Source organism: Thermococcus aciditolerans (genome assembly GCF_008152015.1).
Classification (GTDB): Archaea; Methanobacteriota_B; Thermococci; order Thermococcales; family Thermococcaceae; genus Thermococcus; species Thermococcus celericrescens.
The window spans coordinates 1,210,816-1,235,896 of sequence record NZ_CP041932.1 but is presented as its reverse complement, the minus strand read 5'-3'; the positions used below and the strand labels follow the sequence as shown (position 1 = coordinate 1,235,896).

Annotated in this window: 22 protein-coding genes; 6 read left to right on the top strand and 16 right to left on the bottom strand. The window is 55.0% G+C overall.

Annotation, left to right across the window (positions count from 1 at the left end; genetic code table 11):
- Nucleotides 1-106: 106 nt before the first annotated feature.
- Both FPV09_RS06935 and FPV09_RS06930 read right to left on the bottom strand, forming a co-directional pair.
- On the bottom strand, nucleotides 107-1,111 hold the full coding sequence (locus FPV09_RS06935) for an ABC transporter ATP-binding protein (protein WP_148882839.1): 1,005 nt from the start codon (nucleotides 1,109-1,111) through the stop codon (nucleotides 107-109).
- The gene (locus FPV09_RS06930; protein WP_148882838.1) at nucleotides 1,105-2,730 is read right to left on the bottom strand and encodes an ABC transporter permease; all 1,626 of its coding nucleotides are present in this window, start codon (nucleotides 2,728-2,730) and stop codon (nucleotides 1,105-1,107) included. The genes FPV09_RS06935 and FPV09_RS06930 overlap by 7 nt, the downstream gene beginning before the upstream one ends.
- An 84-nt stretch (nucleotides 2,731-2,814) precedes the next feature.
- Between FPV09_RS06930 and FPV09_RS06925 the strand changes: the two genes are divergently transcribed.
- Nucleotides 2,815-3,879, top strand: a complete 1,065-nt coding sequence (locus FPV09_RS06925; RefSeq protein ID WP_148882837.1) for a DmpA family aminopeptidase — start codon at nucleotides 2,815-2,817, stop codon at nucleotides 3,877-3,879.
- Here the strand turns inward: FPV09_RS06925 and FPV09_RS06920 are convergent.
- The 6 genes from FPV09_RS06920 to FPV09_RS06895 form a co-directional block, all read right to left on the bottom strand.
- Nucleotides 3,857-4,519 carry an ABC transporter ATP-binding protein gene (locus FPV09_RS06920; RefSeq protein WP_148882836.1) on the bottom strand — a complete coding sequence of 221 codons (663 nt, stop codon included), beginning with the start codon at nucleotides 4,517-4,519 and terminating at the stop codon, nucleotides 3,857-3,859. The two genes, FPV09_RS06925 and FPV09_RS06920, sit on opposite strands and share 23 nt — an antisense overlap.
- Nucleotides 4,516-4,953 carry a hypothetical protein gene (locus tag FPV09_RS06915; protein ID WP_148882835.1) on the bottom strand — a complete coding sequence of 146 codons (438 nt, stop codon included), beginning with the start codon at nucleotides 4,951-4,953 and terminating at the stop codon, nucleotides 4,516-4,518. The genes FPV09_RS06920 and FPV09_RS06915 overlap by 4 nt, the downstream gene beginning before the upstream one ends.
- Nucleotides 4,950-5,726, bottom strand: coding sequence for an ABC transporter permease (locus FPV09_RS06910; protein WP_148882834.1), 777 nt, complete (start codon nucleotides 5,724-5,726; stop codon nucleotides 4,950-4,952). The genes FPV09_RS06915 and FPV09_RS06910 overlap by 4 nt, the downstream gene beginning before the upstream one ends.
- Nucleotides 5,727-5,730: 4 nt before the next feature.
- On the bottom strand, nucleotides 5,731-7,458 hold the full coding sequence (locus tag FPV09_RS06905; protein ID WP_148882833.1) for a PEGA domain-containing protein: 1,728 nt from the start codon (nucleotides 7,456-7,458) through the stop codon (nucleotides 5,731-5,733).
- Nucleotides 7,455-8,300, bottom strand: a complete 846-nt coding sequence (locus FPV09_RS06900; protein ID WP_148882832.1) for a hypothetical protein — start codon at nucleotides 8,298-8,300, stop codon at nucleotides 7,455-7,457. Before FPV09_RS06900 ends, FPV09_RS06905 begins: the two co-directional genes overlap by 4 nt.
- Nucleotides 8,301-8,490: 190 nt before the next feature.
- Nucleotides 8,491-8,892: a hypothetical protein gene (locus tag FPV09_RS06895; RefSeq protein WP_148882831.1), complete on the bottom strand. Its 402-nt coding sequence runs from the start codon at nucleotides 8,890-8,892 to the stop codon at nucleotides 8,491-8,493.
- Nucleotides 8,893-9,320: 428 nt separating this feature from the next.
- Here FPV09_RS06895 and FPV09_RS06890 point away from each other — a divergent pair, with 428 nt between their 5' ends.
- Nucleotides 9,321-10,928 (top strand): B12-binding domain-containing radical SAM protein, encoded by a 1,608-nt coding sequence (locus tag FPV09_RS06890; RefSeq protein WP_148882830.1) that lies wholly within the window; start codon nucleotides 9,321-9,323, stop codon nucleotides 10,926-10,928.
- Here FPV09_RS06890 and FPV09_RS06885 read toward each other — a convergent pair.
- From FPV09_RS06885 to FPV09_RS06870, 4 genes are read right to left on the bottom strand one after another with little or no spacing between them, the layout of a single operon-like run.
- Nucleotides 10,925-11,770 (bottom strand): deoxyribonuclease IV, encoded by an 846-nt coding sequence (locus FPV09_RS06885; protein WP_148883754.1) that lies wholly within the window; start codon nucleotides 11,768-11,770, stop codon nucleotides 10,925-10,927. The two genes, FPV09_RS06890 and FPV09_RS06885, sit on opposite strands and share 4 nt — an antisense overlap.
- Before the next feature lie 41 nt (nucleotides 11,771-11,811).
- A complete protein-coding gene (locus FPV09_RS06880) occupies nucleotides 11,812-12,873 on the bottom strand; it encodes a hypothetical protein (protein WP_148882829.1) in 1,062 nt (353 codons plus the stop codon).
- Nucleotides 12,851-13,984 carry a DUF373 family protein gene (locus FPV09_RS06875; protein WP_058938845.1) on the bottom strand — a complete coding sequence of 378 codons (1,134 nt, stop codon included), beginning with the start codon at nucleotides 13,982-13,984 and terminating at the stop codon, nucleotides 12,851-12,853. Before FPV09_RS06875 ends, FPV09_RS06880 begins: the two co-directional genes overlap by 23 nt.
- Entirely contained in the window at nucleotides 13,977-14,279 is a 303-nt protein-coding gene (locus FPV09_RS06870; RefSeq protein ID WP_148883753.1) for an MTH1187 family thiamine-binding protein, read from the bottom strand. The genes FPV09_RS06875 and FPV09_RS06870 overlap by 8 nt, the downstream gene beginning before the upstream one ends.
- 94 nt (nucleotides 14,280-14,373) lie before the next feature.
- Between FPV09_RS06870 and FPV09_RS06865 the strand changes: the two genes are divergently transcribed.
- A complete protein-coding gene (locus FPV09_RS06865; RefSeq protein WP_148882828.1) occupies nucleotides 14,374-14,991 on the top strand; it encodes a TIGR00296 family protein in 618 nt (205 codons plus the stop codon).
- On the opposite strand, the gene FPV09_RS06860 is transcribed toward FPV09_RS06865, so the two are convergent.
- Nucleotides 14,988-16,343 carry an RsmB/NOP family class I SAM-dependent RNA methyltransferase gene (locus tag FPV09_RS06860; RefSeq protein ID WP_148882827.1) on the bottom strand — a complete coding sequence of 452 codons (1,356 nt, stop codon included), beginning with the start codon at nucleotides 16,341-16,343 and terminating at the stop codon, nucleotides 14,988-14,990. The two genes, FPV09_RS06865 and FPV09_RS06860, sit on opposite strands and share 4 nt — an antisense overlap.
- A gap of 81 nt (nucleotides 16,344-16,424) precedes the next feature.
- Here FPV09_RS06860 and FPV09_RS06855 point away from each other — a divergent pair, with 81 nt between their 5' ends.
- Entirely contained in the window at nucleotides 16,425-19,919 is a 3,495-nt protein-coding gene (locus FPV09_RS06855; protein ID WP_148883752.1) for a DNA polymerase domain-containing protein, read from the top strand.
- Nucleotides 19,920-19,935: 16 nt separating this feature from the next.
- Here the strand turns inward: FPV09_RS06855 and FPV09_RS06850 are convergent, their stop codons facing one another.
- The 3 genes from FPV09_RS06850 to FPV09_RS06840 are packed head-to-tail and all read right to left on the bottom strand — an operon-like array spanning nucleotide 19,936 to nucleotide 22,171.
- The gene (locus FPV09_RS06850) at nucleotides 19,936-20,637 is read right to left on the bottom strand and encodes an HAD family hydrolase (protein WP_148883751.1); all 702 of its coding nucleotides are present in this window, start codon (nucleotides 20,635-20,637) and stop codon (nucleotides 19,936-19,938) included.
- A gap of 40 nt (nucleotides 20,638-20,677) precedes the next feature.
- Nucleotides 20,678-21,709, bottom strand: coding sequence for a DUF3226 domain-containing protein (locus FPV09_RS06845; protein WP_148882826.1), 1,032 nt, complete (start codon nucleotides 21,707-21,709; stop codon nucleotides 20,678-20,680).
- On the bottom strand, nucleotides 21,710-22,171 hold the full coding sequence (locus FPV09_RS06840; RefSeq protein WP_148882825.1) for a DUF2391 family protein: 462 nt from the start codon (nucleotides 22,169-22,171) through the stop codon (nucleotides 21,710-21,712).
- Between the two features lie 134 nt (nucleotides 22,172-22,305).
- Between FPV09_RS06840 and FPV09_RS06835 the strand changes: the two genes are divergently transcribed.
- Together FPV09_RS06835 and FPV09_RS06830 are read left to right on the top strand one after the other, a co-directional pair.
- Entirely contained in the window at nucleotides 22,306-23,781 is a 1,476-nt protein-coding gene (locus tag FPV09_RS06835; RefSeq protein WP_246112243.1) for an S-layer protein, read from the top strand.
- Between the two features lie 136 nt (nucleotides 23,782-23,917).
- Nucleotides 23,918-25,075 carry an MFS transporter gene (locus FPV09_RS06830; RefSeq protein ID WP_148882824.1) on the top strand — a complete coding sequence of 386 codons (1,158 nt, stop codon included), beginning with the start codon at nucleotides 23,918-23,920 and terminating at the stop codon, nucleotides 25,073-25,075.
- The last annotated feature ends 6 nt before the right edge of the window (nucleotides 25,076-25,081 follow it).

The window sequence follows — 25,081 nt, the reverse complement described above, 5'->3', positions numbered from 1 at the left end:
TTTCTATCACCAAAAGTGAAAACAAAGCTAAAATCAAGTTATGTCGATTGGACTTCTCTGAATATTGTCAATGTACAATGGCACTTTGAAAAACCATCAGGGCTTTTCATCCCAGCACCGAGAAGCTCCTCACCTCGACATCTACCCTCTCCGGCATCGCCTCAACGCCGAAGGGCAGCTCGTCGAGGAAGCGCTCCGCGAGGATTACCTCCCCCTCAATCCCGAGCCTCAGCCTTATCCTGCCGGGCAGGAGTTCGTAGTCGAGAACCTCCGCGGTATCACCGGGTTTTACGTAGACGCTCTCTGGCCTGAAGAAGACCTTCACTTTCCCATCCCTTCCGACGTCGAAGCACAGCCCTCCAAGGCAGGCCTTTCCGTTCTCGGCTTTAAGCTCCAGTATGTTGCTTAAGCCCAGAAAACGCGCCACGAACTCGGTCTTTGGGCGGTAGTAGAGCTCCAGCGGTTTTCCCACCTGCTCAACGTGGCCGACGTTCATGACGGCAATCCTGTCGCTTACCGCCATCGCCTCCTCCTGGTCGTGGGTGACGTAGATCGTCGTTATTCCAAGCTCGCGCTGGATCCTCTTTATCTCCCCTCTAAGCCTCTCCCTTATCTTGGCGTCGAGGTTGCTGAGGGGTTCATCGAGGAGCAGGACGTCAGGCTCAACCACCAGGGCCCTCGCGAGGGCAACCCTCTGCTGCTGGCCGCCGCTCAGCTGCTCGGGATAGCGGTTTTCGAGGCCCTCCAGGCCGACCAGCTCAAGCGCCCACCTTACCCTCCTCTCTATCTCCACCCTTGGGAGCCTCTTCATCTCAAGGCCGAAGGCGATGTTTTTGAAAACAGTCATGTGGGGAAACAGCGCGTAGTCCTGGAAGACTATGCCTATCCCGCGCTCGTAGGGCGGTAAATCGTTCACCCGCCTTCCGTCGAAGAGTATCTCTCCCCTCTCCGGCTTTTCAAAGCCCGCTATCATCCTCAGCGTCGTCGTCTTTCCGCAGCCGCTTGGGCCGAGGAGCGTGAGAAACTCGCCGTCCTTGACATCGAGCTCGCTTATCTCAAGCCGAAAATCCTCCCACTCCTTGAGGACTCCCTTCAGTTCTACCCTCACCATACCTCCTCACCTATCCTGTCGATTATCAGGAAGCTGAGCGTTGAGACGGCCATAAGAAGAACCGCCAGGGCCGAGGCTGAGCCGAACTGCCTCGCCCCGAGAAACTTGTATATGGCCACAGTCATCGTGGTGTACTCTGGTTTGGCCAGCATGTAGGTCGCTCCCAGCTCGGCTATGCTTATGGCGAAGGCGAATATCGCGCCGACGATTACCCCACCGAGCGCCAGCGGAAGCTCCACCCTCAGGAAGGCTTTCCACTCCCTCGCGCCGAGGCTTAACGCCGCCTCCCAGAGGTTCGGCCTTATCTTCTTCAGGGACGTTGAAACGGCGCGGAGCACGAAGGGGTAGGCTATAACCGTGTGGGCGGCGATGATTATCCAGGCGGTGAAGTACAGGGGCGTGGTGTGGAAGACCCTTATGTATCCCAGACCGAGGGTTATGGCCGAACTCGCCAGCGGGAGCATCACAAGGACGTCGAAGAGCCTCTTGCCTTTAAACTCCCAGCGGTGGAGGGCGTAGGCTATCGGGAGTGCGACGAGAACCGAGAGGAATATCGTGGCTAAACCGAAGGTGAGTGAGTTCCTGACCGCGTCGAGCGTTGTCGCCCCGAACATCGGATTGTACTCCGTCGAGAATATTCTCCTGTACCATTCGAGGCTCCAGGCCTCGTTGAAGCGCAGGGAGTCGTAGAGGACCGCTAAGAGGGGAGAAACTATGAAAACGAAGACGATTAGGGAGTAGACTCCAACGAGCAGTCCCTTGAGGCTCAGCCAGTCGCGCCTTGTGAACGGAGCCGGCTTCCTGAAAACCCTCTGCTCCTCGCGCTTGGCATAGGCATCGAGCGCCCTCAGGTAGAGGTACATGAAGGCCATGCTGAGGAGTATCTGGATTATGGCCAGAGCTGAGCCGGTCTTGAAGTCCAGGAGAACCATTATCGAGGTGAATATGTCTACCTCTATGGTAGCGTAGCGGTAGCCGCCGATTATGAGGGGAATCGAGAAGCTCAGGAAGCAGAACACGAAGGTGAGCATCGCCGAGGCAAAAATCGCCGGGGAAATCATCGGCAGGGTAACCTTCCGGAAGAGCGTCCAGCCCCTCGCTCCCAGGGCCATCGCCGCCTCCTCGTAGTGGGGATTCACGCGCTGCCACAGCGACGAGACCATGCGTATAACTATCGGAAAGTTGTAGAATGCATGGGCGAGGAGAATGCCCTTCCAGGAGTAGATTATGCCCAGATCACGGCCCAAAAGCTGGGTCACGAAGCCGCTCTTTCCGAAGAGGAGTATGTAGCCCAACGCGACCATCACGCTGGGCATGACGAACGGGACGGTTAAAACCGCCTTTATACTGCCCTTTCCTGGAAAATCATAGCGGGCGAATATGTACGCCCCGGGAAGGCCGAGTGCCAGGGTAAGGAGTGTCGAAGCTACCGCCTGCCCTATCGTGAAGAGGATGACCCTCCTGTGGTAGTCGTTGGCCAGAACGGCGGAGATGTGTTTGAGGGTGAGGCCGTTCTCCCAGAGGCCGGTTTTTAGAATACTAACTAACGGGACGTAGAAGAAGATGATCAGGAAGGCCAGCGGGATGAGCAGGAAGAGCTTCGAAGGCTTCACCCTCATGGGCAAAACTCAGTTTTAGGGGTTTATAAGCGTTGATTGGGCAAGGTTGTTAAATCCAGCGTGCTATCTATCACAGGTGATACCATGAAGGCCCCAGAGCTCGGGATAAAAATCGGGCTTTACGAGCATGGAAAAAGAAACTCGATAGCGGATTTGGGCGTTAAAGTCGGCCACTCAACGATAATCGAAGGGGAAAGCATCAGAACGGGCGTTACAGTTCTCCTCCCTCCGGTGAAGAACCCCTACCGCGAGAGACTCTTCGCTTCAACCTTTGTCATGAACGGCTTCTCAAAGCCGATAGGCTTCGTTCAGGTGGAGGAGCTCGGCTACATCGAGACGCCTATAGCTTTGACCAACACGCTGGGCGTTTACACCGTTGCCAACGCGATGGTTAAGCACATGATTGAGCTGAACCCCGAGCTGAAGAGCGTCTCGCCGGTCGTTATGGAGTGCAACGACTCATACCTGAACAACATAAGGAAACTCGCCGTGGGGGAGGAGCACTACTTTGAAGCCCTCAAAAACGCCAGGCTCGACTTTGAGGAGGGTTCAGTTGGAGCGGGAACCGGAATGAGCGCCTTCGAGTTCAAAGGGGGCATAGGCTCGTCGTCGAGGGTCGTTGAAATCGGTGGCGAGGAGTATACGGTTGCTTCCCTCGTTCTGGCTAACTTCGGCAGGAGGGAGGACCTGACGATCGCCGGCATCCCCGTTGGCCTTGAGCTGAAAGACTACCCAGGCAGGGGAACCTCTGGAAGGGGGAGCATCTCTATCGTCGTTGCCACGGACGCGCCCCTAACGGCCAGGCAACTCGGAAGGCTCGCAAGGAGGGCTATTATAGGCCTCGCGAGGACAGGTGGCTACGCCTACCACGGGAGCGGTGACGTAGTGCTGGCCTTCTCCACCGCCCAGACCGTCCCGCTGGATAAGGAAGCCCATCTACTCAGCTTCCTGCCTGACAACGCTCTGAGCCGGCTCTTTAGAGCGGCGGCCGAAGCTACTGAGGAGGCTATAATCAACGCACTCCTCCAGGCCAGAACCATCGAGGGAAACGGGCGTGTGAGGTACGCACTGCCCCCTGAGCGGGTTTTGAGGATACTCAAAAATTATGGAATGACTGGGCCGGGCCTCATATCTCCTCAATCTGAGTGATGACCTCCTTGGGGCTGCCCTTCAGAACCACCTTTCCGGCGGCTATGACCACCACCTCATCGGCAAAGCCGATAAGGGGACGCCATATATGGGATACTGCCACGATGTTCAACCCCTCATTCGCGAGCTTTCCGAGCGTCTCCGAGACCTCCTTTATTCCTTTGAAGTCGAGGTTTGCAAGGGGCTCATCCAAAAGGGCTAACTCGGGTTTTCCGATGAAGGCTTGAGCCAAAGAAAGCCGCTTCAGCATACCCGCGGAGTACTCGCCAATCCGCCTGTCAAGAAAACCCGTAACCGAGAACATTTCAGCACTCTCCAGAACGTCGCTCTCATCGGCTCCCTTGAACCTTGCAATGTAATCAAGCCACTCCCGCCCGGTCCTGTGCTTTGGGAGTGACGGCGGGTCAAAGGAGACGCCGAGCCTGGACTTGACCCCCTCGTTGCTCCACGGAGCCTCGCCGAGAACCTCAATCCTCCCCGAGCTTGGCCTGTAGAGGCCCGCGCACAGGTTCAGGAAAGTGCTCTTGCCCCCACCATTCGGGCCGAGGATAAGGGTGAATCCCTTCCCAATCTCTACACTGACCGAGTCAAGGGCCACGAGCTTTCCAAAACGCTTGCTCAGGTTTTCTGCAGTGATCATCTTCTCCCCTCCCTAAAAAGCAGTAATGCGAGCAGTATCGCCGAAGTTCCGCCGATAAAGTATTTTATCTCCAAAATCCGCTTTGATGGGTACTTTGAAGTCATCCTGTACGCTAAGGTGACCGGGGCATAGTAACTCGTTACCTGAGCGAAATAATAACCGGCGTGCTCAATTTTTAAGTACCCGTTGAGCTGACCCTTTGGAGTCTCGTTGAGGACGAACCTGTCATCCTCTGGGTCGTAGAATGAAACGCTGTAATTCACGCCCTTTCCGGCGTTGGTCGTCACGCGAAGAACACCTGCTGAGGGAAGCACAAAACCTCTCTCCTGGCTTACAATGCCAGAGGTCGATGTCCTGAGGGCCTTTTCCTGGAGCGGAAATGAAAGGAGGGTGAAGAGCAGCAGGGCCAGGAGGAACGCTTTTATGAGCCTCACGAGACATCCCTCCACTCGCTCAGAACGAGCGTGAGTGATAGAACGACCAGCGGGAGCAGCAGGCCGGCGTAGAACGTCGTGTTGAAGAAAACGCTCAGCTTCTCTCCGGGGTCCCAGAACACGGCGTGCGCCTTTACGAGTCCGTCGTTCAAAATCCTTGGGGGCAGGAAGTCCCAGTCAAGAATCTCCGGGATGTACATTATGGTAATCCCCCCCAGGATCGACGCGAACGTGCCGGGGCTCAGGAGAGCTATTAGGGACGACAGGGCCGACACGTACAGGGATGCTTCAAGCCAGTACATGAGATGTATAAGCAGATATCGCTGACCGAGCATTCCCTCCCTAATCATGCCTGGGCTGTCCCCGTAGGCGTAGATGTAGGCGAGGAAAGCCGCTGTGAAGGCCGAGAGGAAGAGGACGGTGAAGACCGTAATGAACTTTGCTAGGATAACCTCATAGTTCCTGATGGGAAGGGAGTAGACGCTCTTTGCAACCCTCGTGTCCCTGTCGTAGCGGATGGTAAGGGATGCAAGGAGAACGCCGGTAATGGCGAAGATTGCGGAGGACTTATCGGAGAGTCCAGGAAAAAGCATGGCCGTCCCCGCGGCCGCCTGCTCCCTGGCCATCTCCAGGCCCATGGGCATCACGTTCGCGTTAATGCTGAAGAGATTGGTGTAGAACGTCACCGCGAGCAGGACGAAGCTGAAAACAAATATGAGGGCCACGTAGGGGTCCTCCAGTTCCCACTTCAGCTGTTTTCCAATGCCCCCCATCCACTCACCTCCGCCTGAGCAGGATTACGGTAACGCCGACAACGAGGGCAGCGAAAAGCACCTTAAGTCCAAGTCCCCCATCGTCGCCGGTCCGTGGAGAGCTGGGTGCGGGTCCCTCGCCGGGAGTTGGGGACGGGCTCTCGCTCTCGGTTGTTGGAGGTGTGTAGGTTGGAGTTTTCTCCTGAACCTCTTTCCTGAGGGTCAGCTTCACGCTGACGTTTTCACCGGCCTTCAGGTAGACCCCGGTGCTCGCGTTCTCGTAGCCGGTGAGCGAAGCCGTTATGACGTAGCGGCCCGGGCTGAGCGTCAGCCGGCAGGGGCTGGTGCAGGTGGCATTTCCCACAATGACCGTGGCGTTGCCGGGCTCTGTCTCGACGAAAAGGATTGGCAGGGGCTTTAGAGCTACCGTGAGAACTTTGCTCTCGTTCGGCGCGAGCACAACGGTGAGGTTCTCGGCTAGATGTCCCGGGGCCGAGACCGTAACGAGGTGCTCACCCGGCGAAAGCGTCACGCTCGTGTTCTTGACCTGCTCGCCGTCGATGGCCACGGAGGCGTTGCCGGGTGTGACGTTGAGGACGAGGGTCACTGGGAAGGGTCTGAGCGTCAGGTTGAGCCTTTCGGTTCCCGGCAGACTGAAGTCCTCGCGGGCACCGGTGCCGTTTGCAAAGGCCTTCACCGTGTAGTTCCCGGGCGGGAGGTAAAAGACAGCCGGGGAAGTGCCCCTGACTAGGACGGTACCGTTTATGACGAGCGATGTGCCTTCGGGCTCGGTTTGAACCTCAACGCGGTGGAGCTTTATCTCCCTCTCCTCCACGCGAACAAGCTCAAGGGCGCGCTTGAGACTGTAGTTTATTTTGTACTTCTTCTCAGGTTTGAGCCGTATAACCGCCGTCAGGAGTGTGTGGTTGGCCCCGACGCTCAGGTTGTAGGTGTCAATCCTTGGAATGTGCTCTATTCTTATGACGTCCCCGTCCGTACTCGTCCCCGTGACGTTGTACACATCGCGGGGAATCACCGGCAGGATTACGGTAAACGGGGTCGTCATCGAGGCCGCGCTGGCATTGAAGACGTAGCCCTTAACGTACTGTATGTCAGAGGCAACGCTGACGGCGGATAGGGGAGTTATAAAGCTCACGTTCTTGAGTACAGCACCACCACCAACCCCTCCCGGACTCACAATCGTATGGAAGACGTACTCAAGCTTCCCGTTTATGTCCTGCGTGCCGTCCCTGAGATAGCAGGGCATCACTGTGTTGTTGATTAGGAGCTTTGCAACGGTGCTCCCGATGTCCTTTAAGGTCATGGGGGAGGGCCTGTCTGTGTAGTAAAAGGGGCTCCAGCCGCCTCCGCATCCCCGCCCAACGCCGAGGCTTGGCGTGGAGTTGTAAACGGGGTAGTTCTTCCACCAGTCGTACGTCACTTTAACGCCGAGGATTGTGAGGTTGCCCTCAACGAGCTCCCCCGGGTTTCCCTTCCTGAACTCCACCTCGACGAGCCTCGAAGAGTTCATGAAGACCCTCGCTTCGAGCTCGACATCTCCCTTCACTTTAACGGTGTAGTTTCCGGCGGGCAGGACTAAGGCAATGGGTGCCTCGAAGGTGCCCACCCCTTCAATCGTGACTTCTCCCACTCCCTTTATGCTCAGGACGCCGTATGCGGTGTTGCCGGCATTGACGGCGGGCAGTAGGGAGAGCAGGAGAACCCCAAGCAGGAACAGTCCCTTCAACCTCACCTCTTCCACCTCCTTAAGAGCGATGCAGTTAAAATGACGAGCCCGAGTAGCAGGTAGTACTTAAGGGGCGTGTCGGGGGCTTTGCCAGTCTGTTCCTTGGGGAACTGGATGTTTGTTTTATAGAGAACGAACCCGTACGGCCAGTACTCCTTTGAAAAGTCCAGCTTTTTGTTCATTTTGGCGGAATGGTAGTTGGATATTCCTCCGTTTATTATTCCAAGAATATAAAGTTCCGGCCAAGGTGCCGGCCATATGCCAATGGCCACCCCAGTGTCTAAATCATAAATGGTGTTTGTTATTAAGGATGCGCTTAGATAACCCTTCCGCGAGTAGATTAGTGGTGGCTGGTTTGATTTGACCTCAATGAGAGGGGGATAAAAGGTTTTGATGAAGGTTAAAGCTTTCCGTCTATCTTCAAACGTCACGTTCTCCACCAGGAGGTCATGGGAGATAAAGCCGTATTTTTTGAGAAGCGACGCCCTGAAAAGCAGAGTCTTCTTCCCGGGAAGTTCGTAGGGGAGGATAAAGAATGAAGGCCTGCCAATTTGAGTGCCATTAAAATAATAATAGCCGTCAGTAAAGTTCAAAAGTAGCTTTCCTGTTAACGTGACGTTACCGAGATTGCACCAGGGGATTGTAACGTTATAGAGCTTTAAGGTGATTTTAATCACCGCGGAGGAGTTCGTGACATTAACTATCCTGAAAGTCAAGAGCAACTTGTCGGTTACAACCAGATCACCAAGATGGCCGGACTCTAAGAGCACACGTTTAACATCCTCGCACTGCTCATCACTGGAGTTGTCTATGCCCTCAAGTAGTGCTTTCTTATTCTTTTCTGACATAAGCTCTGTGAAGAAAAATAAATCGTTAACACCCTTCTCTGTATTGCTAGCAAAAACTACGTATGTAACATACGTCCCGTTCTTGAACCAGGAGGGCGGGGTGAATGCACTGACTTGAGGGGGAAAATGAGGAGGAAAATGAAAAAGACGATGAAATCTCTAAGAACCTTCACAGGGCCACCTCCTGAAGTCAGGGCCAGAGGTGGGGGATTCTTGCTACTACATGGTCTTCCTTCCCAGTATCTGGGTCGATATAGTCAACTCTAGCGTATGCCCACTTCAAATCGTCGTCGACTAGTGTTATAGGATCCCTTGTTCGTTGCACACCCTGAGCCTCTGCCACGAGGTGAGGGGACGGCGGCTGGTGGTTGGGGTCGGGAACTATCCGCACAAACCTTCCGTTGCAGACGAGAACCTTGGCGTGGGCTCCGGCCCAGACGAGAGTACGAGCATCCCAGCTCTTCTCGTCGGTGTCGTGGTCCCATACCTCATTGCAGGATGCTGCTGTTGGGACCAGGGGTTTCCACGCTGACACCAACCCGAAGAGGAGTCCCCCGAGCAGGAGAACTCCGAGCAATTTCCTCAACCTCATAGGTGCCACCCCACTGCCCCAGCGGGCAGTTCTAACTATGAATAGAAGTATATAAGTTTTTTCAGCAAACAAAACAATTTACATTCAATATGAATTATTAAGAGCATACGTGAATACTGTTGTTCTGTAGATACTAACTTTTAATGGTCACAATGTAACAAGAGGTGTTCCTGTAGGGGCCCATACCAGGCCAAGGGTTGATTCTAACGTGATGCCTTAAAGAGATAATGTTACCTTAAGTACGCATACCTAAGGCCATCGCCGTCTCCGGGGCACCCTGATTTGGGAAGCACGTCCAGGGTTTCCGCTCTGTGTTACTCTATTTTATAGGTATTAATAGGGATATTCTAAATTGACACTATGATATTTCTGGAAAATAGAAATTCTTAAATATGCAATTTTTTCTTCAGATGTATGTGGTGACCGAAATGACCAGGGTTGTTTTCACGTTGGATGAGACCCTGACGAGCACGTACCACGACGTCCCCCTGCTGGACTTCCTCGGCTGTGCGCCCTACGACAAACTCCCCAAGTGGGTCTTCCGGGTAATGGACACCCAGCTCCCGGACGAAGACGGCATCTTAATCCAAGCGCCCTACGGCCTCCGGAAGGTCGAGGCGGCGCTCCTCAGGAATGGCTTCGGGAGGAACGAGGTAGTCGTGGCGCACCCAAGGAAGGTAGAGAGGTTCATAGGTGAGGACACAACGATAGTTTCCCTCTACGAGATGGACCCCTTCGGCCTTGGTCCGGTAAGCATGATGTTCACCAACGGCGGCCAGTGGAGGAACTACACCCGCGTTAAGTTCAGGGAGCTAGTCGAGAGGATAAACGCGGTAAGGGAAAAGAAGAACCTGGACTTCAAGCTCGTTGTCGGCGGCCCTGGAGCGTGGCAGCTCGACCTCAGGAAGGACGAGAGGGAAATGCTGAGGATAGACCACGTCGTCATAGGGGAGGCCGACCACGTTGCTGGAAGGCTTTTCAGGGAGATAGAGGCCGGAAGCGCCGACGAGACGATAGTAATCAGGGGCTGGCCGAGGGTAGAGGAGATACCCACCATCGTGGCCCCCTCCTACAAGGGGCTCGTGGAGGTCATGCGGGGCTGTGGGCGGGGCTGCCGCTTCTGCGAGCCCAACTTGAGGGTTGCGCGCTTCATACCCCTCGAGAAAATCGAGAGGGAGATATGGCTCAACGTTAGGGCCGGGATAGACCACGCCTGGCTGCACAGCGAGGACATCTTCCTATACATGGTCGAGGACAGGAGGAACTTCTACCCGAACGAAGAGGCTGTTGTCGAGCTGTTCGAGCGGGCGAGGAGGTACACGAGGAACGTGAACCCTACCCACGGAACCGTTGCGGCAGCGCTAGCTGCGCCGGATATGATAGAGGCCATCTCGGGCATCGTTGACGCCGGCCCGAACCACTGGGTTGGCATACAGGTCGGCTTCGAAACCGCCGCCCCGGAGCTCATCGGCAGGTACATGAACAACAAGATGAAGCCGTTCTCTCCTGAGGAGTGGCCCTGGGTTCTGCTCAACGGAACCTACGTCTTCAACAGGAACTACTGGTTCCCTGCATACACGACGATACTCGGTCTGCCCGGCGACACGGACGACTACGAGATAGAAACGGCCCGGCTGATTGTCACGATGGAGAGGAAACTCGAGGAGAATCTCGGCGAAAGGGCCCACTTCACGGTGACCCCGCTCGCCTTCGTGCCCATGGGCCTTCTGAGGGGCGAGGAGTTCTACCGCATCGAGGACATGATAACCTACGGGCAGTTCCTCCACCTCTATTACGCCTGGAAACACCTGGCGAAGGAGGTCATCCGGGGATTACCCAAGCTCCTGCGGGGAAACCCGTTCCTGATTCCCTTTTACCCCCTCGCGCGCTTCGGTGTGAGGGTCGTCCTCAGGCAGATAGAGAAGTGGGGTAAGAGAAAAGGCTATGAGGTCAGGCCCCTCGAACCACTCGATTTGCACATCGAGGTCGAGGAGCACAGATGGTATGGCCAGTCGAGTCTTGTTGAGGCCTATTAGGCCTTTATCTCCTCGTATTTCTTCTTCATCAGGAGGGCATCGCCCTCGATGTTCGGGCTCTCGCTTATGACGACGCCCTTGACCCTGAACTCCTTGAGAACCTTGAGCAGGTCTTCCCAGTTCATGTCGCTTTCCTGGAGGTTCAGGTGGTTCCTCTCGCCCTTCGAGGTGTAGTTTATGCCGCTTATGTGGATGTGCATGTTGTCGAGCGCCTCCCTGCCCAGGCGGTCCTCCATGAAGGCCAGCATCCCGCGCCACTCTTCAGCGGTGTTGAACTTCCCTACGTTTCTCGCGTAGCAGTGGGCGAAGTCTATCGTAGGCAGAACCATTTCGATCTCCTCGCTGAGCTTCACGAGTTCCCTCAGGTTTCCGAACTGAGTCGACTTGCCGGTCAGCTCAGGTCTTACCCACACCTCGATGCCCCTGTCCTTGAGGTTGCTCACTATATCCTCAATCTCGCCCTTTATCCTCTCATAGACCTTCGCGGGGTCCTGCTTGAGGTAGTAGCCCGCGTGGAAAACAACGCTCCAGCCGCCGGCGTCGTAAAGCCGTTCGGCGCTTTGAATTATTCTCTTTTTGCTGGCCTCGACCTTGGCTTTCTCCGCTGCATTGAGGTTAATGTAGTATGGGGCATGGGCCGTCAGCAGGATATCGTGCTTTCTGGCGACGTATTTTATCTTCTTGGCCAGCTCGGGCTTGATGTTGACCCCTCGGACGAATTCAAGCTCCATCGCATCGAGGCCGAGGTTTCTCACGTGGACTATCCCATCTATAGTTGAGCGCTTTGGGGTTGAGATTGGTATTCCTGCCGTTCCGAAGCGCAGCCTGTCAACTTTAAACATGCTCACCACCCAAAAGAATTAGGGGAGCCTAATTCATAAACCTATCGCTCTATCGATTCGCCCAGGGCTGCTTCGAGCCTGGAAATTGCCTCGTCCAGCTCCCTCTCGAGGTGCTCCAGCTTGCTCCTGAGCTTTTTGAGCTCCATCTCTCTTTCCTCGATGAGTCTCTGGAGCTCCCACAGCTCCTTTTCCATGCCCTTAGCACCTGTTAGAACTTCGTCGCGCCTCTCTTCCAGCTCCGTCAGCCTTCCCCGTTCCTCCTCTATCCTCCGCGCCCTCTCCTCGAGGTTATCGATGAGCCACTCAGCGGTCTTTCGGTACTTCCCTTCCAGGCCGGGGTGTATCTTCTTCACGAGGGATATGAACTCCTCTGGCTTTCTGAGCGCGACGGAGCTGTCCCTGATGAATTCCTGGGCGATGGCCTCGTGCAGGCGCAGCCTCTTAACGGGCTTTTGGAGCTTCGAAGCCTTCGAGCGTACTTCCGTTTCTTCACTCCGTATCCTGGCCGAGAGGCTCTTTATCTCCGTCTCCAGCTCTTCCAGGCCGTGTAGGCGGCGCGATTCCTCAATCTCCGCCCGCTTCTTCTTAGCCTTCTCCTGGAGCGCGCGGATCTCGTCCGTGAGTTCTTCAATGCTTCTCCGGAGGGTTTTCTCCTCCGATAGAATCTCCCGTATTCTGAGGTCCTCCAGCCCCTTCTCCGCCAGCTCGTTGTAGTACCTCACGTAGTCCTCGTTCAGCTCCTTCAACAGGCGATTTATTGCGTAAACGTCCTTCTCGAAGAGGATTATGAGGTACCTTCCGTGTCCAACGTGGAGCTTCGCGAGGTCAGGGAGGCGCTTTCCCAGGTCGTCCATGTCGCCGATGCTCTCCAGGGCGTTCCTGAGGGAAGTGACGTAGCTCTTCCGCTCTGCGGTCACGATTTTCCTAATGTTTTCGTCCACGTTCTTCGGAATCTTCTTCCTTTCAAGGGAGTCTATCCTCTTCAGAACCTCCCGCAGCTTTTTCTCCAGGCGTTTGTTGTACTTTTTTCTTATTTTCTCGGCCTCTTTTGCGGCCTTCTTTCTCCTCTTATCGTACTCATCAAGCGCTTGCTCCAGCCTCAACTCTCTCCCATCCCCTAACTTTTCCTCTCATGTAGATTCCAACCAGAACCGCCACCGCGACGTCTGCCAGCGCAAACAGGAGCTTTGTGAAGACCTCTATGTCGGAGAGCGTCAGTATGGCCATCGCGTAGCGGGTGGTGAGGTCTATCGTCACCCACAGGGCCGGCATCATGAGCAGCGTTGATGTGTAGTACCAGATGTGGTGGTCCTTCCTCAGGTAGGACTGTATCACCTTACCAGTTATCATGACCGCTACCCCTATTATCAGGGAGGGGTTGAGTGCGTTGATGTAGATCAGCATCGCGAGGAGCGGCGTTCCTGGATAACTGCCTATCAGCTCCAGGGAGTACTCCTCAAGCCGGAAGTAGGCGTTTATCGCACCTCCTATGATGATCAGCGCTCCGGCTATGACCGAGATGACGAAGACGAACTGCTTGGCTATGGTCTCACGGACGTTGAATCTGAAGCCCTTGGTGAAGAAGTAGCCGCCGATGAAGAGCAGTATCGTGCCGGTTATCGTGGCGGAGATTATCTTAACACTCTCCGGATACCAGACGCCGATGAGGCGTGCTATCCCGTACAGCAGGAGTATCATTCCGGGAATGCCGAGGACTACCTTCGCCACCTCGGGGTCGCTCAGTATCTCCTTCAAATACCTGTAGATGATGTAGTATGTCGTCTCTATGCCCTCGCTCTGTTTGACCACGACGCGGTGGGAGCTTATTATCGGTACCTTCGATGTGATTATCGGGAATATCTGCTCGTCCTCGGCGCCGTCGGTGACGGTGATAACCCCATCCGCCGGGAACCTCTCAAGGACGAGCTCCAGCTGCCTGGCGAGCTCCAGGTCGCTCTTGACACCCACCTTCGGATGGCCGGTTATGAGGGCCACCTGAACGTCTTCGAACTCGTCGCTCTCGCGTAGCCCGTCGTAGAGTTTGACCGCGGCGTAAACCACGTTGGCATCGCTGTCCTCCGGGTCGGCCAGGCTGAGCTTTAGGGCGGCGTCGATGCAGGCGTCTCGCCCGATGACCGGCCCCTCCACGCCGGCCTTCCCTCCGAAATCGTCGTCGCGGTCTATAGCGAGAATCAGTGCTTTAATATCAACCACCCCTCACCTTCTCCATCACCGATTTTACCTTGTCCTCCATGTGTCTGTCCTTGTCGCGCCGGTCGTCTATCCTCACGGTTGTTGAAACCCTCTCGGCTCCCAGTTTGAAGGTCAGCTCGTGGGCCTCCTCGATTATTGCGAACGCTTCCCGCACCGTCGGAACCTCTATGATAGTCGCCATCGGCGTCAGTTGATATTTAACTCCCTTCCTCTCTAAAAGCTTTACCACTTCTGCGACGTACCTGCTGAGACTCTTCTCACCGAGGGGAACTATGACGAACTCCACTATGACCATATTCGACACCCGACTTAACTTTTTTCGGCAATCTTTTAAATCTTGCGGGAAAGGTAAATAACCCTTCGGCGTATTGTTCTTTGGAGGTGAGACTGTGTACAAGATTAGGGAAGAGTGGGGTGAGTTCTTGGTTAGACTCGCGAGAAAAGCCGTTGAGGAGTACGTGAGGCATGGGAAAACAATAGAACCCCCAGATGACACTCCGCCAGAGCTCTGGGAGAAGATGGGCGTCTTCGTTACACTCAACAACAGGCACGCGCCGCCCCAGATGGCCCTGCGCGGCTGTATCGGGTTTCTACTCCCAATATACCCGCTCGTTGAGGCCACGATAAAGGCGGCCATCTACGCCGCCGTCGATGACCCGCGCTTTCCACCTGTGAGGGAGAGCGAGCTCGATGATCTAATCGTCGAGGTGAGCGTCCTGACGCCCCCTGAGCCGGTTGAGGGGTCGCCGGAGGAGAGACCGAGGAAGATAAAGGTCGGCCGCGATGGGTTGATAATTGAGAAGGGCATCTATTCCGGCCTGTTGCTCCCGCAGGTTCCGATAGAGTGGGGCTGGGACGAGGAGGAGTTTCTGGCCCAGACCTGCTGGAAGGCCGGTCTTCCGCCCGACTGCTGGCTCGATGAGGATACGAAGGTTTACCGGTTCACGGCGGAGATATTCGAAGAAGAAAAACCGGGTGGGCCTGTCAAGAGGAAGCCGCTGGTTTAACCCTTTCTTAATTTTGCAATGAAGAATCCGTTGCAGTCGTGCCTGTGGGTCCATGCACGGAAGACCCTATCGCCGATTTCAAGGAAGCCCCTATCGCCCCAGCCGAAGGGGTAGTCCACCAGTTCAAGCCCGACCCTCTCAACCGCGAAGAGCACGTTCTCCTCGTCCTCGTCGATCCTTATCGAGCACGTCGAATACGTCATCTCACCGCCGTCGCGCAGGTTCTCGTACGCGTTTCTGAGCATGTTCCTCTGGACGCTTATGATGCGCTTGATCTTGTTCTCATCGAAGCGCCACTTCACCTCCGGGAACTGCCGGTAGGTTCCGGAGCTTGAACATGGCGCATCGAGGATGATTTTGTCGAACTTCTCTTTATCCTTGAAGCTCTGACCGTCGGCATGAACTAGTTTGACGTTTTTAATGCCGAGCAGTTTCATTTTCTCCTTCATGCGCATGAGCCTGTCGTAGGAATAATCAACCGCCACTATCTCGCCCCGGTTCTCCATCAGCGCCGCCGCGTGGAATGTCTTGCTCCCCGGTGCGGCCGCTAAATCGAGAACCCTCTCGCCGGGTTCGGGGGCCAAAACGTGGGCGACGTAAGCTGAGGCTAAATCTTGGATAACGAACTTTCCTTCCTTGTACCAGTCGAGCCTCGTTACCGGAGTCTTGTATTCGAGGATCTTCAGAACGTCCGGAACGGGGGTCAGGGCCGTCCTCACGCCGTTCTCCTCAAGGTAGTCCCTCAGCGAGTCCACGTCGGTCTTAAGGGTGTTTGCTCTGACGTAGTACCTCTGCGGCCTGTTGTTGCTCAGGAGGAGCCTCACCGCCTCATCGTAGCCCAAAAGCTCTACCGCGTACTCAACGTACCAGCGGGGGTGGGAGAAGCGGACGGAGAGCCATTCTATCCGGTCCCCTTCCCTGAGTCTCTTAAGTGCCTTCTCGACGTCGAACTTCTCTATCTCGTGCATCAGAGCGTTGACGAACTTGGCGCGGGAGAAATCGAAGCGCTCCTTAACGACCCGGATTATTGAGTCCGTGGCCACTGCCGGCGGGACCTTCCTGAAGTGGATTTCAAAGGTGCCTATTCTCAGAAGGTTGGCCAGATAGGGGTCTAAATCATCAACGCTCGAACCCCTCAGCACGGAGTTGATTATGAAGTCTATCTTCGCCCTCCACTTCTCAATCTCAAAGACGTAGGCATGGGCCAATCCGCGCGCCTTGTCCCGGTCTCTACCCGACACCTTCTTGAAGACCCTCTCAAGGGCGTGCTTCGATGAGAGTTCACGCTCCTCAACCAGGCTCAACGCGTCCGCCACCACTTCCTGAAAGCTCACGCGGTAAAACAGCTCCATGGACGGGGCTTTGAGTGGGGGTTTAAAAAGGTGGTGGTGAGGTTTATTAGTCCCCACGTCGAAAATCCCCAGGTGTTGGTCATGATTCTCGATACAGACTACATCACCGAGGATGGGAAGCCCGTCATAAGGATATTCAAGAAGGAGAGCGGCGAGTTTAAGATAGAATACGACCGCGAGTTCGAGCCATACATCTACGCGCTCCTCAGGGATGATTCTGCCATAGAGGAGATCAAGAGGATAACCGCCGAGCGCCACGGCAGGGTCGTTAAGGTGAAGCGCGCCGAGAAGGTGAAGAAGAAGTTCCTCGGCAGGCCGGTGGAGGTCTGGAAGCTCTATTTCACCCACCCCCAGGACGTCCCGGCTATAAGAGACAGGATACGTGCCCATCCTGCCGTCGTTGACATCTACGAGTACGACATACCCTTCGCCAAGCGCTACCTCATAGACAAGAACCTCGTCCCGATGGAGGGTGATGAGGAGCTCAAGCTGCTCTCCTTTGACATCGAGACGCTCTACCACGAGGGCGAGGAGTTCGGAACCGGGCCGATCCTCATGATAAGCTACGCCGATGAAAACGAGGCACGCGTTATCACGTGGAAGAAAATTGACCTGCCCTTCGTTGACGTTGTCTCCACCGAGAAGGAGATGATAAAGCGCTTCCTCAAGGTTGTCAGGGAGAAGGACCCCGACGTTCTCATAACATACAACGGCGATAACTTTGACTTTGCCTACCTCAAAAAGCGTTGCGAAAAGCTTGGGATAAAGTTCACGCTCGGGAGAGATGACTCCGAGCCCAAAATCCAGCGCATGGGGGACAGATTTGCGGTCGAAGTAAAGGGGAGGATTCACTTCGACCTCTACCCCGTCATACGGCGCACCGTCAACCTGCCCACATACACGCTTGAAGCCGTCTACGAGGCAATTTTCGGCACCCCAAAGGAGAAGGTCTACCCCGAGGAGATAACCACCGCCTGGGAGACCGGCGAGGGGCTTGAAAGGGTCGCGCGCTATTCCATGGAGGACGCTAAAGTCACCTTCGAGCTTGGAAGGGAGTTCTTCCCGATGGAGGCCCAACTTTCGCGGTTGGTGGGTCAAAGCTTCTGGGACGTCTCCCGTTCAAGCACCGGCAACCTCGTGGAGTGGTTTTTGCTTAGAAAGGCCTACGAGAGGAACGAGCTCGCTCCAAACAAGCCAGATGAGAGGGAGCTAGTGAGGAGAAGGAACAGTTACACAGGCGGCTATGTTAAGGAGCCGGAGCGTGGACTGTGGGACAACATAGTCTATCTGGACTTCCGCAGCCTGTACCCCTCGATCATCATCACCCACAACGTCTCGCCGGACACGCTCAACCGCGAGGGCTGTAGGGAGTACGACACCGCCCCCCAGGTCGGTCACAAGTTCTGTAAAGACGTCCCGGGCTTCATCCCGAGCCTCCTAGGGAACCTTCTCGACGAGAGGCAGAAGATTAAGCGCAAGATGAAGGCCAGCATAGACCCGCTGGAGAAGAAGCTCTTCGATTACAGGCAACGGGCTATCAAAATCCTGGCGAACAGTTATTACGGCTACTACGGCTACGCAAAGGCCCGCTGGTACTGCAAGGAGTGCGCCGAGAGCGTTACGGCATGGGGGAGGGAGTACATCGAAACGACCATCCGCGAAATAGAGGAAAAGTTCGGCTTTAAAGTGCTCTACGCGGACAGCGTCACGGGCGATACCGAGGTTATCATCAGAAGAAATGGAAGGATTGAGTTCGTCCCAATTAAGAGACTCTTCGAGCGTGTTGACTACAGAATCGGGGAAAAGGAGTACTGCGTTCTTGAGGGAGTTGAGGCGCTGACACTAGACAATAGAGGGCGGCTTGTCTGGAAGAGTGTCCCTTACGTCATGAGGCACAGAACGAACAAGAGAATCTATCGCGTATGGTTCACTAACTCATGGTACCTTGACGTGACGGAGGATCACTCGTTAATAGGCTACATGAACACTAGCAAGGTAAAGCCCGGAAAGCCTTTGAAAGAGCGCCTCGTCGAGGTCAAGCCGGGAGAACTAGGAGAAAGGGTCAAGTCGCTCATTACACCTAAGGGAGCAATTGCTCATAGCATTAAGGCCAACCCAATTGCCGTCAAGCTCTGGGAGTTAATCGGTCTGCTGGTGGGCGATGGTAACTGGGGTGGACAATCGAACTGGGCCAAATACTACGTTGGCCTTTCCCTCGGACTGGACAAGGAAGAGATTGAAGAGAAAATCCTGAAGCCCCTGAAGGAGACGGGCATTATCTCGAATTACTACGACAAGAGCAAGAAGGGCGACGTTTCCATACTCTCCAAATGGCTCGCTGGGTTTATGGTCAAACACTTCAAAGACGAGAACGGAAGCAAGAGGATTCCCGAGTTCATGTTCAACCTTCCAAGGGAATACATAGAGGCATTTCTACGGGGACTGTTCTCAGCAGACGGAACCGTGAGCCTGCGTAGAGGAATCCCAGAGATTAGGCTAACGAGTGTTAACGGGGAGCTCAGTGATGCCGTGAGAAAGTTGCTGTGGCTCGTTGGAGTTTCCAACTCAGTATTCACTGAAACCAAACCAAACCGGTATCTGGGGAAAGAAAGTGGGACGCATTCGATTCACGTAAGGATAAAGGACAAGCATCGCTTTGCCGAGAGGATAGGCTTCCTCCTCGACAGAAAAGCCACCAAACTCTCCGAGAACCTGAGGGGGCATACAAGCAAGAAGAGGGCTTACAAATATGATTTCGACTTGGTGTATCCTAAGAAAGTTGAAGAGATAGCCTACGACGGCTACGTTTACGATATTGAGGTCGAGGGGACCCACAGATTCTTTGCCGATGGGATACTTGTCCACAACACAGACGGCTTTTTCGCAACGATACCGGGAGAAGACGCTGAAACAGTCAAAAAGAAGGCCAAAGAGTTCCTCAAGTACATCAACGCAAAACTACCTGGCCTTCTCGAACTCGAATATGAGGGCTTCTACGCCAGGGGCTTCTTCGTGACGAAGAAGAAGTACGCTGTCATAGACGAGGAGGGCAAGATAACGACGCGCGGGCTTGAGATTGTAAGGAGAGACTGGAGCGAGATAGCCAAGGAGACGCAGGCGAGAGTTCTTGAGGTGATACTGAAGCAGGGAGACATTGAGGAGGCCGTCAAGATAGTCAAGGAGGTCACCGAGAAGCTGAGCAAATACGAGGTTCCCCCGGAGAAGCTGGTCATCCATGAGCAGATCACCAGGGAGCTCAAGGACTACAAAGCAACGGGCCCGCACGTGGCCATAGCGAAGCGCCTCGCCGCGAGGGGGATAAAGATACGCCCCGGCACGGTGATAAGCTACATCGTTCTGAAGGGCTCCGGAAGGATAGGCGACAGGGCGATTCCATTCGACGAGTTCGACCCGACTAAGCACCGCTACGATGCCGAGTACTACATTGAGAACCAGGTTCTCCCTGCTGTGGAGAGGATTCTGAAGGCCTTCGGCTACAAGAAGGAGGAGCTTAGGTATCAGAAAACGAGGCAGGTCGGGCTTGGAGCGTGGCTGAAGGTGAAGGGGAAGAAGTGAACGCCAAGCTCCTTCGCTAGCTCTCCTTTTCTATCTTCCCCAGCACCTCAAGAATATCCTCAACACCCGGAACCTCGAAGCCCCTCTCGTGGATTTTTCTGACTTCCTCTGTCTCTGGGTTTATCCAGACCGCCCACATGCCGGTTCTCAGTGCCCCTTCAAAGTCCTCCGCGTAGGTGTCGCCGATGTGAATGGCCTCGCCCGGCTCTATGCCAAAGGCCTCGAGCGGTTTTCTGAACATCTCTGGCATCGGTTTATAAGCCAGAACCTCGTCGGCGAAGAAGGTCTTGTCTATGAAGTTCATAAGCCCGAAGCGCTCCAGCAAGAGCCGAGTGTACGAGCCGGGCCAGAACATCACGTTGCCCGTCACGGTAACCTTCAGCCCCCTCCTTCTGACGCCCTCCAGCGCCTCCTTCGCCCCGGGGAGGACTATCTCGTCCCCAACGTTGAGCGTTGCCCTCGCGGCGGCCCTCTTGACGAGCTCGACCTCTACTCCCAGGAGCTCCGCAAGCATCTCCTGGCTTTCCTCAAGCGACCTCGACGGATCTCCCGCCGTTTGGGCCCTCATGCGCTTTATCCTCTCGCGGGAGAGCATCATTCCCTCGACGACGTCTATTATGCACGCCCCCATCAGCTTGGAGAGCTCAACGGCCATGGCGTCGAGCATAACCTCTATGTCGAGGAGTGTGTTCCAGACGTCGAATGAAACGAGCTTCACCTTCACCACCGGTCTGGATTCCCATCGGGAGGATAAAAACTCAACGCCCCTTCTCCCTCCCGGCCAGGTAGGCGAGGCCCTCCATGAGTCTGGCCTCCCTAAGGACTGCCTTGAGGTTTCTGAACCTTGAGCGCATGACGAACAGCTCGTAGAAGCCCTCCAGGTTGCCCCAGTGGCCATAGGCTGACAGAGCGAGGTACATTACTTCCTTGGGCTTGAGCTTTCTCCCGAGGCTCTTGTTAAGAGTTTTTAGACCGGGTTTTATCTTATCCAGGAGCCCCTCCCTCGCTATGAGGTGGAGCATCAAATCCTCGACGGTCGGCTTCTTCCACTCTATCGTATCGTCCTCGAAGGGAAGGCCGATTATGAGCGGAACCACCTCGGTTTTCCCGACGAGGTAGCCAAGGGGTGTTTTTCTGTGCTTAAAGCCCGAGAGCTTCCCGGCTATCGAGGCCAGGGCGGCGTCTCTGTCCTCATCGATGTCGATGGCGACTCCAAGTCTCTCGACGGTGAAGTCGAAGACGGCCATGGCTTTAAGGAAGTTGCCGAGGTTCCTTATCACCCCGGAGTTGCCCTCGCTTGGCAGCACCGCGATGTAGTACTCGTCCCCCTCGCGCTTCAGCAGGTCGAAGTTGTCGCGCTCAAAGACGCGCTCGATGAACCGCAGGCTGTAGGGCGCCTCCCGGCGCTCCTTGAACTCGAAGAGCTTCTTGAAGACCGCCTTGAAGAACTTGGCGTCAGTCTTACCCTCGACGAAGAGGATGCTGGTTTCACTCCTTGCCCCAGAGAAGCCACCGCGAACGTCGAAGTCGAGGTACTTCCTCAGCTCATAGACCTCCTTCATGGTGAGGCTCTTCCCTGTGTCCGAGTATAGGAGGACGTTCTCCTCGCCCCGCCGGAACTTCCAGGCGATTAAATCAATAAGCTCAAGGCTCGCCGTGATGACGGTTTCCTTTCCGGTTAGGGAATCAACGAAGTCGATGAGTTCATCGCGGTTTTTCCTGTACTCTGGGAAGAGTATGGATTTTTCGTCTGCGAAGGCTTCCCACCTTTTTCCTGTTACGAGCCTCATTCACTTCACCATATCAACGGTTATTGCGCCTATCACAGCGAAGGTGCTTATAAGTATGGTCGCGTTGATGTACTGGCCGGGTGTGAAGTCGGCCAGGTTGTTGATTCCGTACACGTATATCAGAACGGCCGATATCAGGTAGGCTATTCCCGTGACGGTTAGGAGCCTCTTGGGAATGTGGAAGAGCTCCTCCCTCTTCAGGTTCCCTATCCGGGATTTGGCTATGAACAGGTATGCAACTCCTAGGGTCATGAGGAGTACCGCGATTGAGCGTTCAACCGAGATGTCCTTGGCTATCTCCCACAGCTCCGCCGTGAAGAGAAACGGAAGGGCGAAGGTTACGGCACCGATGATCTCCTGGGCAATGTCGTCCCATCCGAGCTGATCTGGAGCTTTTCTCTTCTCGTTCTCTTTTTTCAATTCCTGGATGCTGGAATACAGCTCCTCAAGTTGTCTCTCCATTTTGGTTCGCCTTTCGTTTTCAATCCGACGCTCAGGTTCGGGGTTCATCATCCCGTCAGCATTGGATTCACTCATCATCGCGGAGGTGTTTTTCTCAGGAAATATTATAAACATTGAGCTTTAATCTGAACTTGGTGATAAGAGGTATGAAAAATGTCCTAGTGGTTGTTACGGTCATCATGATTTTGGGATTGGCCATTGCGCCCATCAGCGCAGAGGTCGCATGGATTAACTCAGCCAACACAGTGATAGTCCTTCCAACCACTAAGATAGTTAACGGGACGCCTTTGCACATAGGGGAAGATGCGATAAGCGGGTCGAGATTGGGGGCGTTCCTTGTTCTTCAGGGGATAACCATTGGAAAGTACACCTCAGTCGCTTCTGTGCCGGTTGAATACCACAGCGTCCTTATCCCGGACGAAAACCAGGTTTACCTGTTGAACGAAGAGGATATGCCGGACGTGGGAATCAACGTCAGTGATCAGCCTGTGGGTGATGTGGTGGTTGTTCAGGTGAACTTCTCCCGTGTGGGGTTCAACCTGACTCGGGGCTCGGTGGAGTTTCTTGATAGGAGTGTTGAGGTGACATTTAACGAGAACACGACCCCCCTCGACGTTGGTGAGGATTACAAGATTGTATCAACCACCGTTGATGGGAAGGACACGATGTTTCTGTACTCCCACGAGGCTGCTGATTCAAAACTCACGTCCCTCGGCGACTCGATAACGGTCGGCGGGTGGAAGCTCAAGCCTCTGGACATAAACATCAACGCCTCGAAGATGCTGGTTGAGCTAACGTATCCGAGCGGCATCATCAAGACTAAGGCCATGGCGCGGAGCAGGTATTACATCATGTACCTAACCGCCGATGGTGAGGAGGACTTCGAAGAATACGACAGTTATCCGGTTTCCAGGCTCAACGAACTCTTTGAAGCAGGAGCGGATAAAGTGTTCCTGTTTTCCCCGACTGACTTCTTTATTGGGGTAAGTGGATCCAAGACTGTCATCTATAGCTACGAATACTATGAGAAAGTTGGGCGGTATCAGGATGGGGATATCTACAGTGACCAGTGGGTCTGGGACATAGACCCTGAGCACGGGCTCTACACACTTTACCTACACGTGGGTGGTGAGAGCTTCCCGCGGGTGTTCGTGGCTCCCGGACAGTCCCTCTCGATCCCGACGGGATGGAACCTGAGCATTGTCCCCTCCTTTGCCAAGAACGCCCAGGGGGATATCGTCGGTGTGAGCGGTTACCGTTTCGTGCGTAGGGTCTCCGTGGCCAAACAGGTCTCCATAACCGCCCCCAAGGTTCAGGCGACCGAGGATGTCTACTCCCTCATAATAAACGACACTCAGCTGACCGCCCTTCCAAGCGATAAAAACGTTATCATCGTGGGGGGTTGGGTCAGCAACAGCGCCTGGGCTCTCCTGGAGAGGGTCTACGGGAAGGATGTTGTGGATTCCATAAAGCGGGAGATACTGCGCAACGGCTACGTTGTGAAGAACCTTCCCAACCCGAACAACAGTAGGTACAGGGTCATAATACTGGCCGGCAGGACCCACGTGGAAACTGGTAAGGCGGTTGAGGAGTTCATGGCCAGCCAGTGAACTTTTTCATTCTATTGACTTTTTTGGCTCCTTCGAGAGTGGGGAGATGGATTTGGTGCCTTGATACGCATGGTTAACTGCACCCAACCTTTGGTTTGCGACAAGGTTATATACTCAAATAGCGGTCTGAACGTTCATGTCACTGCAGAATTATCGCGGGTTCGGAAGGGACGCATGGCTGCTCGTTGCCTACTCCTTCGCCTCCGCCTTCGGGGGCAACATAGCCTGGTTTATCTTCCCGTTCTACCTCAAATCGCTCGGCTTCGACTACACTAACATAGGCGTGGTCTTCTCGCTCTCAACGCTGGCCCAGGCAGCGGTTCTGTTGTTCTCAGGCCCATTCGGCGCGAGGGTGGGCTACAAGAAAACCGTCCTCCTTGGAGTGAGCATGATGTTCCTCGGGAGGCTCGCCCAGGTTCTCCACCCGACCCTCTGGATGCTCACCCTGGGCGGCGTCCTGATAGGGATAGGCATGGCGCTGGAGTCGCCTTCATTCATGGCACTGCTCAGCGGGGAGGTGGAGGACGGAAAGAGGCACTACCTGTTCAGTCTCTCCTCAGGAATCGGCACGATAGCCTCTGCCCTCGGAATACTCGTCGCGGGCTTTCTCTCGCGCTGGCTGAGCTATGGAGGGGTGTTCTCCCTGGTTCTCGTGGTCATACCTATTCGGTTCGCGATAGTTCTCTTCGTCAGGCCCGTGCTTGAGAGACACTCCCGCGGGCTGAACCTCGACAGGAGCCTTCTCATCAGAATAGGCCGCTTCGCACTTCCGGGGGCACTGATAGGTCTGGGTGCAGGAATAGCGATTCCCTACATGGGGCTCTGGTTCAACCAGCGCTTTGGAACGAGCCTGGAGAGCATCGGCTGGCTCTTCGCCTTCCAGCAGTTCATAATGGGGATCGGGATGTTCCTGCTGCCCATGATAGCCGACAGGTTCGGCAGCGTTAAGACCATCGTCTCCTTCAACGGGACGGCGAGCCTCCTCATAGGCGCCCTTCCGTTCTCGCCGGTGTTCCCAGTGGCGGCGGTCGTATACATCCTCAGAACGATACTGATGAACATAGTCAACCCGATATGGAACTCCTTCATGATGGGGTTCTTCGAGGAAGAGGAGCGCTCCACCGCGATGGCGCTTAACAGCCTGGCCTGGACTGCGACCTTCGGAGTGGGCCAGTACGTGGGCGGCGTTCTCTTCGACATGTCCCTGGTCTGGCCGTTCCTGATAACCGCCTTCCTATACAGCCTCTCGATGGTGGTATTCTGGGGCTTCTTTGGAAAGAAGGGGGAGGGGTGAAAAAGA

Coding starts and splice junctions, on each gene's coding strand:
- FPV09_RS06935 (WP_148882839.1), bottom strand. CDS start 1,111: ATGGTGAGGGTAGAACTGAAGGGAGTCCTCAAGGAGTGGGAGGATTTT.
- FPV09_RS06930 (WP_148882838.1), bottom strand. CDS start 2,730: ATGAGGGTGAAGCCTTCGAAGCTCTTCCTGCTCATCCCGCTGGCCTTC.
- FPV09_RS06925 (WP_148882837.1), top strand. CDS start 2,815: ATGAAGGCCCCAGAGCTCGGGATAAAAATCGGGCTTTACGAGCATGGA.
- FPV09_RS06920 (WP_148882836.1), bottom strand. CDS start 4,519: ATGATCACTGCAGAAAACCTGAGCAAGCGTTTTGGAAAGCTCGTGGCC.
- FPV09_RS06910 (WP_148882834.1), bottom strand. CDS start 5,726: ATGGGGGGCATTGGAAAACAGCTGAAGTGGGAACTGGAGGACCCCTAC.
- FPV09_RS06900 (WP_148882832.1), bottom strand. CDS start 8,300: ATGTCAGAAAAGAATAAGAAAGCACTACTTGAGGGCATAGACAACTCC.
- FPV09_RS06895 (WP_148882831.1), bottom strand. CDS start 8,892: ATGAGGTTGAGGAAATTGCTCGGAGTTCTCCTGCTCGGGGGACTCCTC.
- FPV09_RS06890 (WP_148882830.1), top strand. CDS start 9,321: ATGACCAGGGTTGTTTTCACGTTGGATGAGACCCTGACGAGCACGTAC.
- FPV09_RS06885 (WP_148883754.1), bottom strand. CDS start 11,770: ATGTTTAAAGTTGACAGGCTGCGCTTCGGAACGGCAGGAATACCAATC.
- FPV09_RS06870 (WP_148883753.1), bottom strand. CDS start 14,279: ATGGTCATAGTGGAGTTCGTCATAGTTCCCCTCGGTGAGAAGAGTCTC.
- FPV09_RS06860 (WP_148882827.1), bottom strand. CDS start 16,343: ATGGAGCTGTTTTACCGCGTGAGCTTTCAGGAAGTGGTGGCGGACGCG.
- FPV09_RS06855 (WP_148883752.1), top strand. CDS start 16,425: ATGATTCTCGATACAGACTACATCACCGAGGATGGGAAGCCCGTCATA.
- FPV09_RS06845 (WP_148882826.1), bottom strand. CDS start 21,709: ATGAGGCTCGTAACAGGAAAAAGGTGGGAAGCCTTCGCAGACGAAAAA.
- FPV09_RS06840 (WP_148882825.1), bottom strand. CDS start 22,171: ATGGAGAGACAACTTGAGGAGCTGTATTCCAGCATCCAGGAATTGAAA.
- FPV09_RS06830 (WP_148882824.1), top strand. CDS start 23,918: ATGTCACTGCAGAATTATCGCGGGTTCGGAAGGGACGCATGGCTGCTC.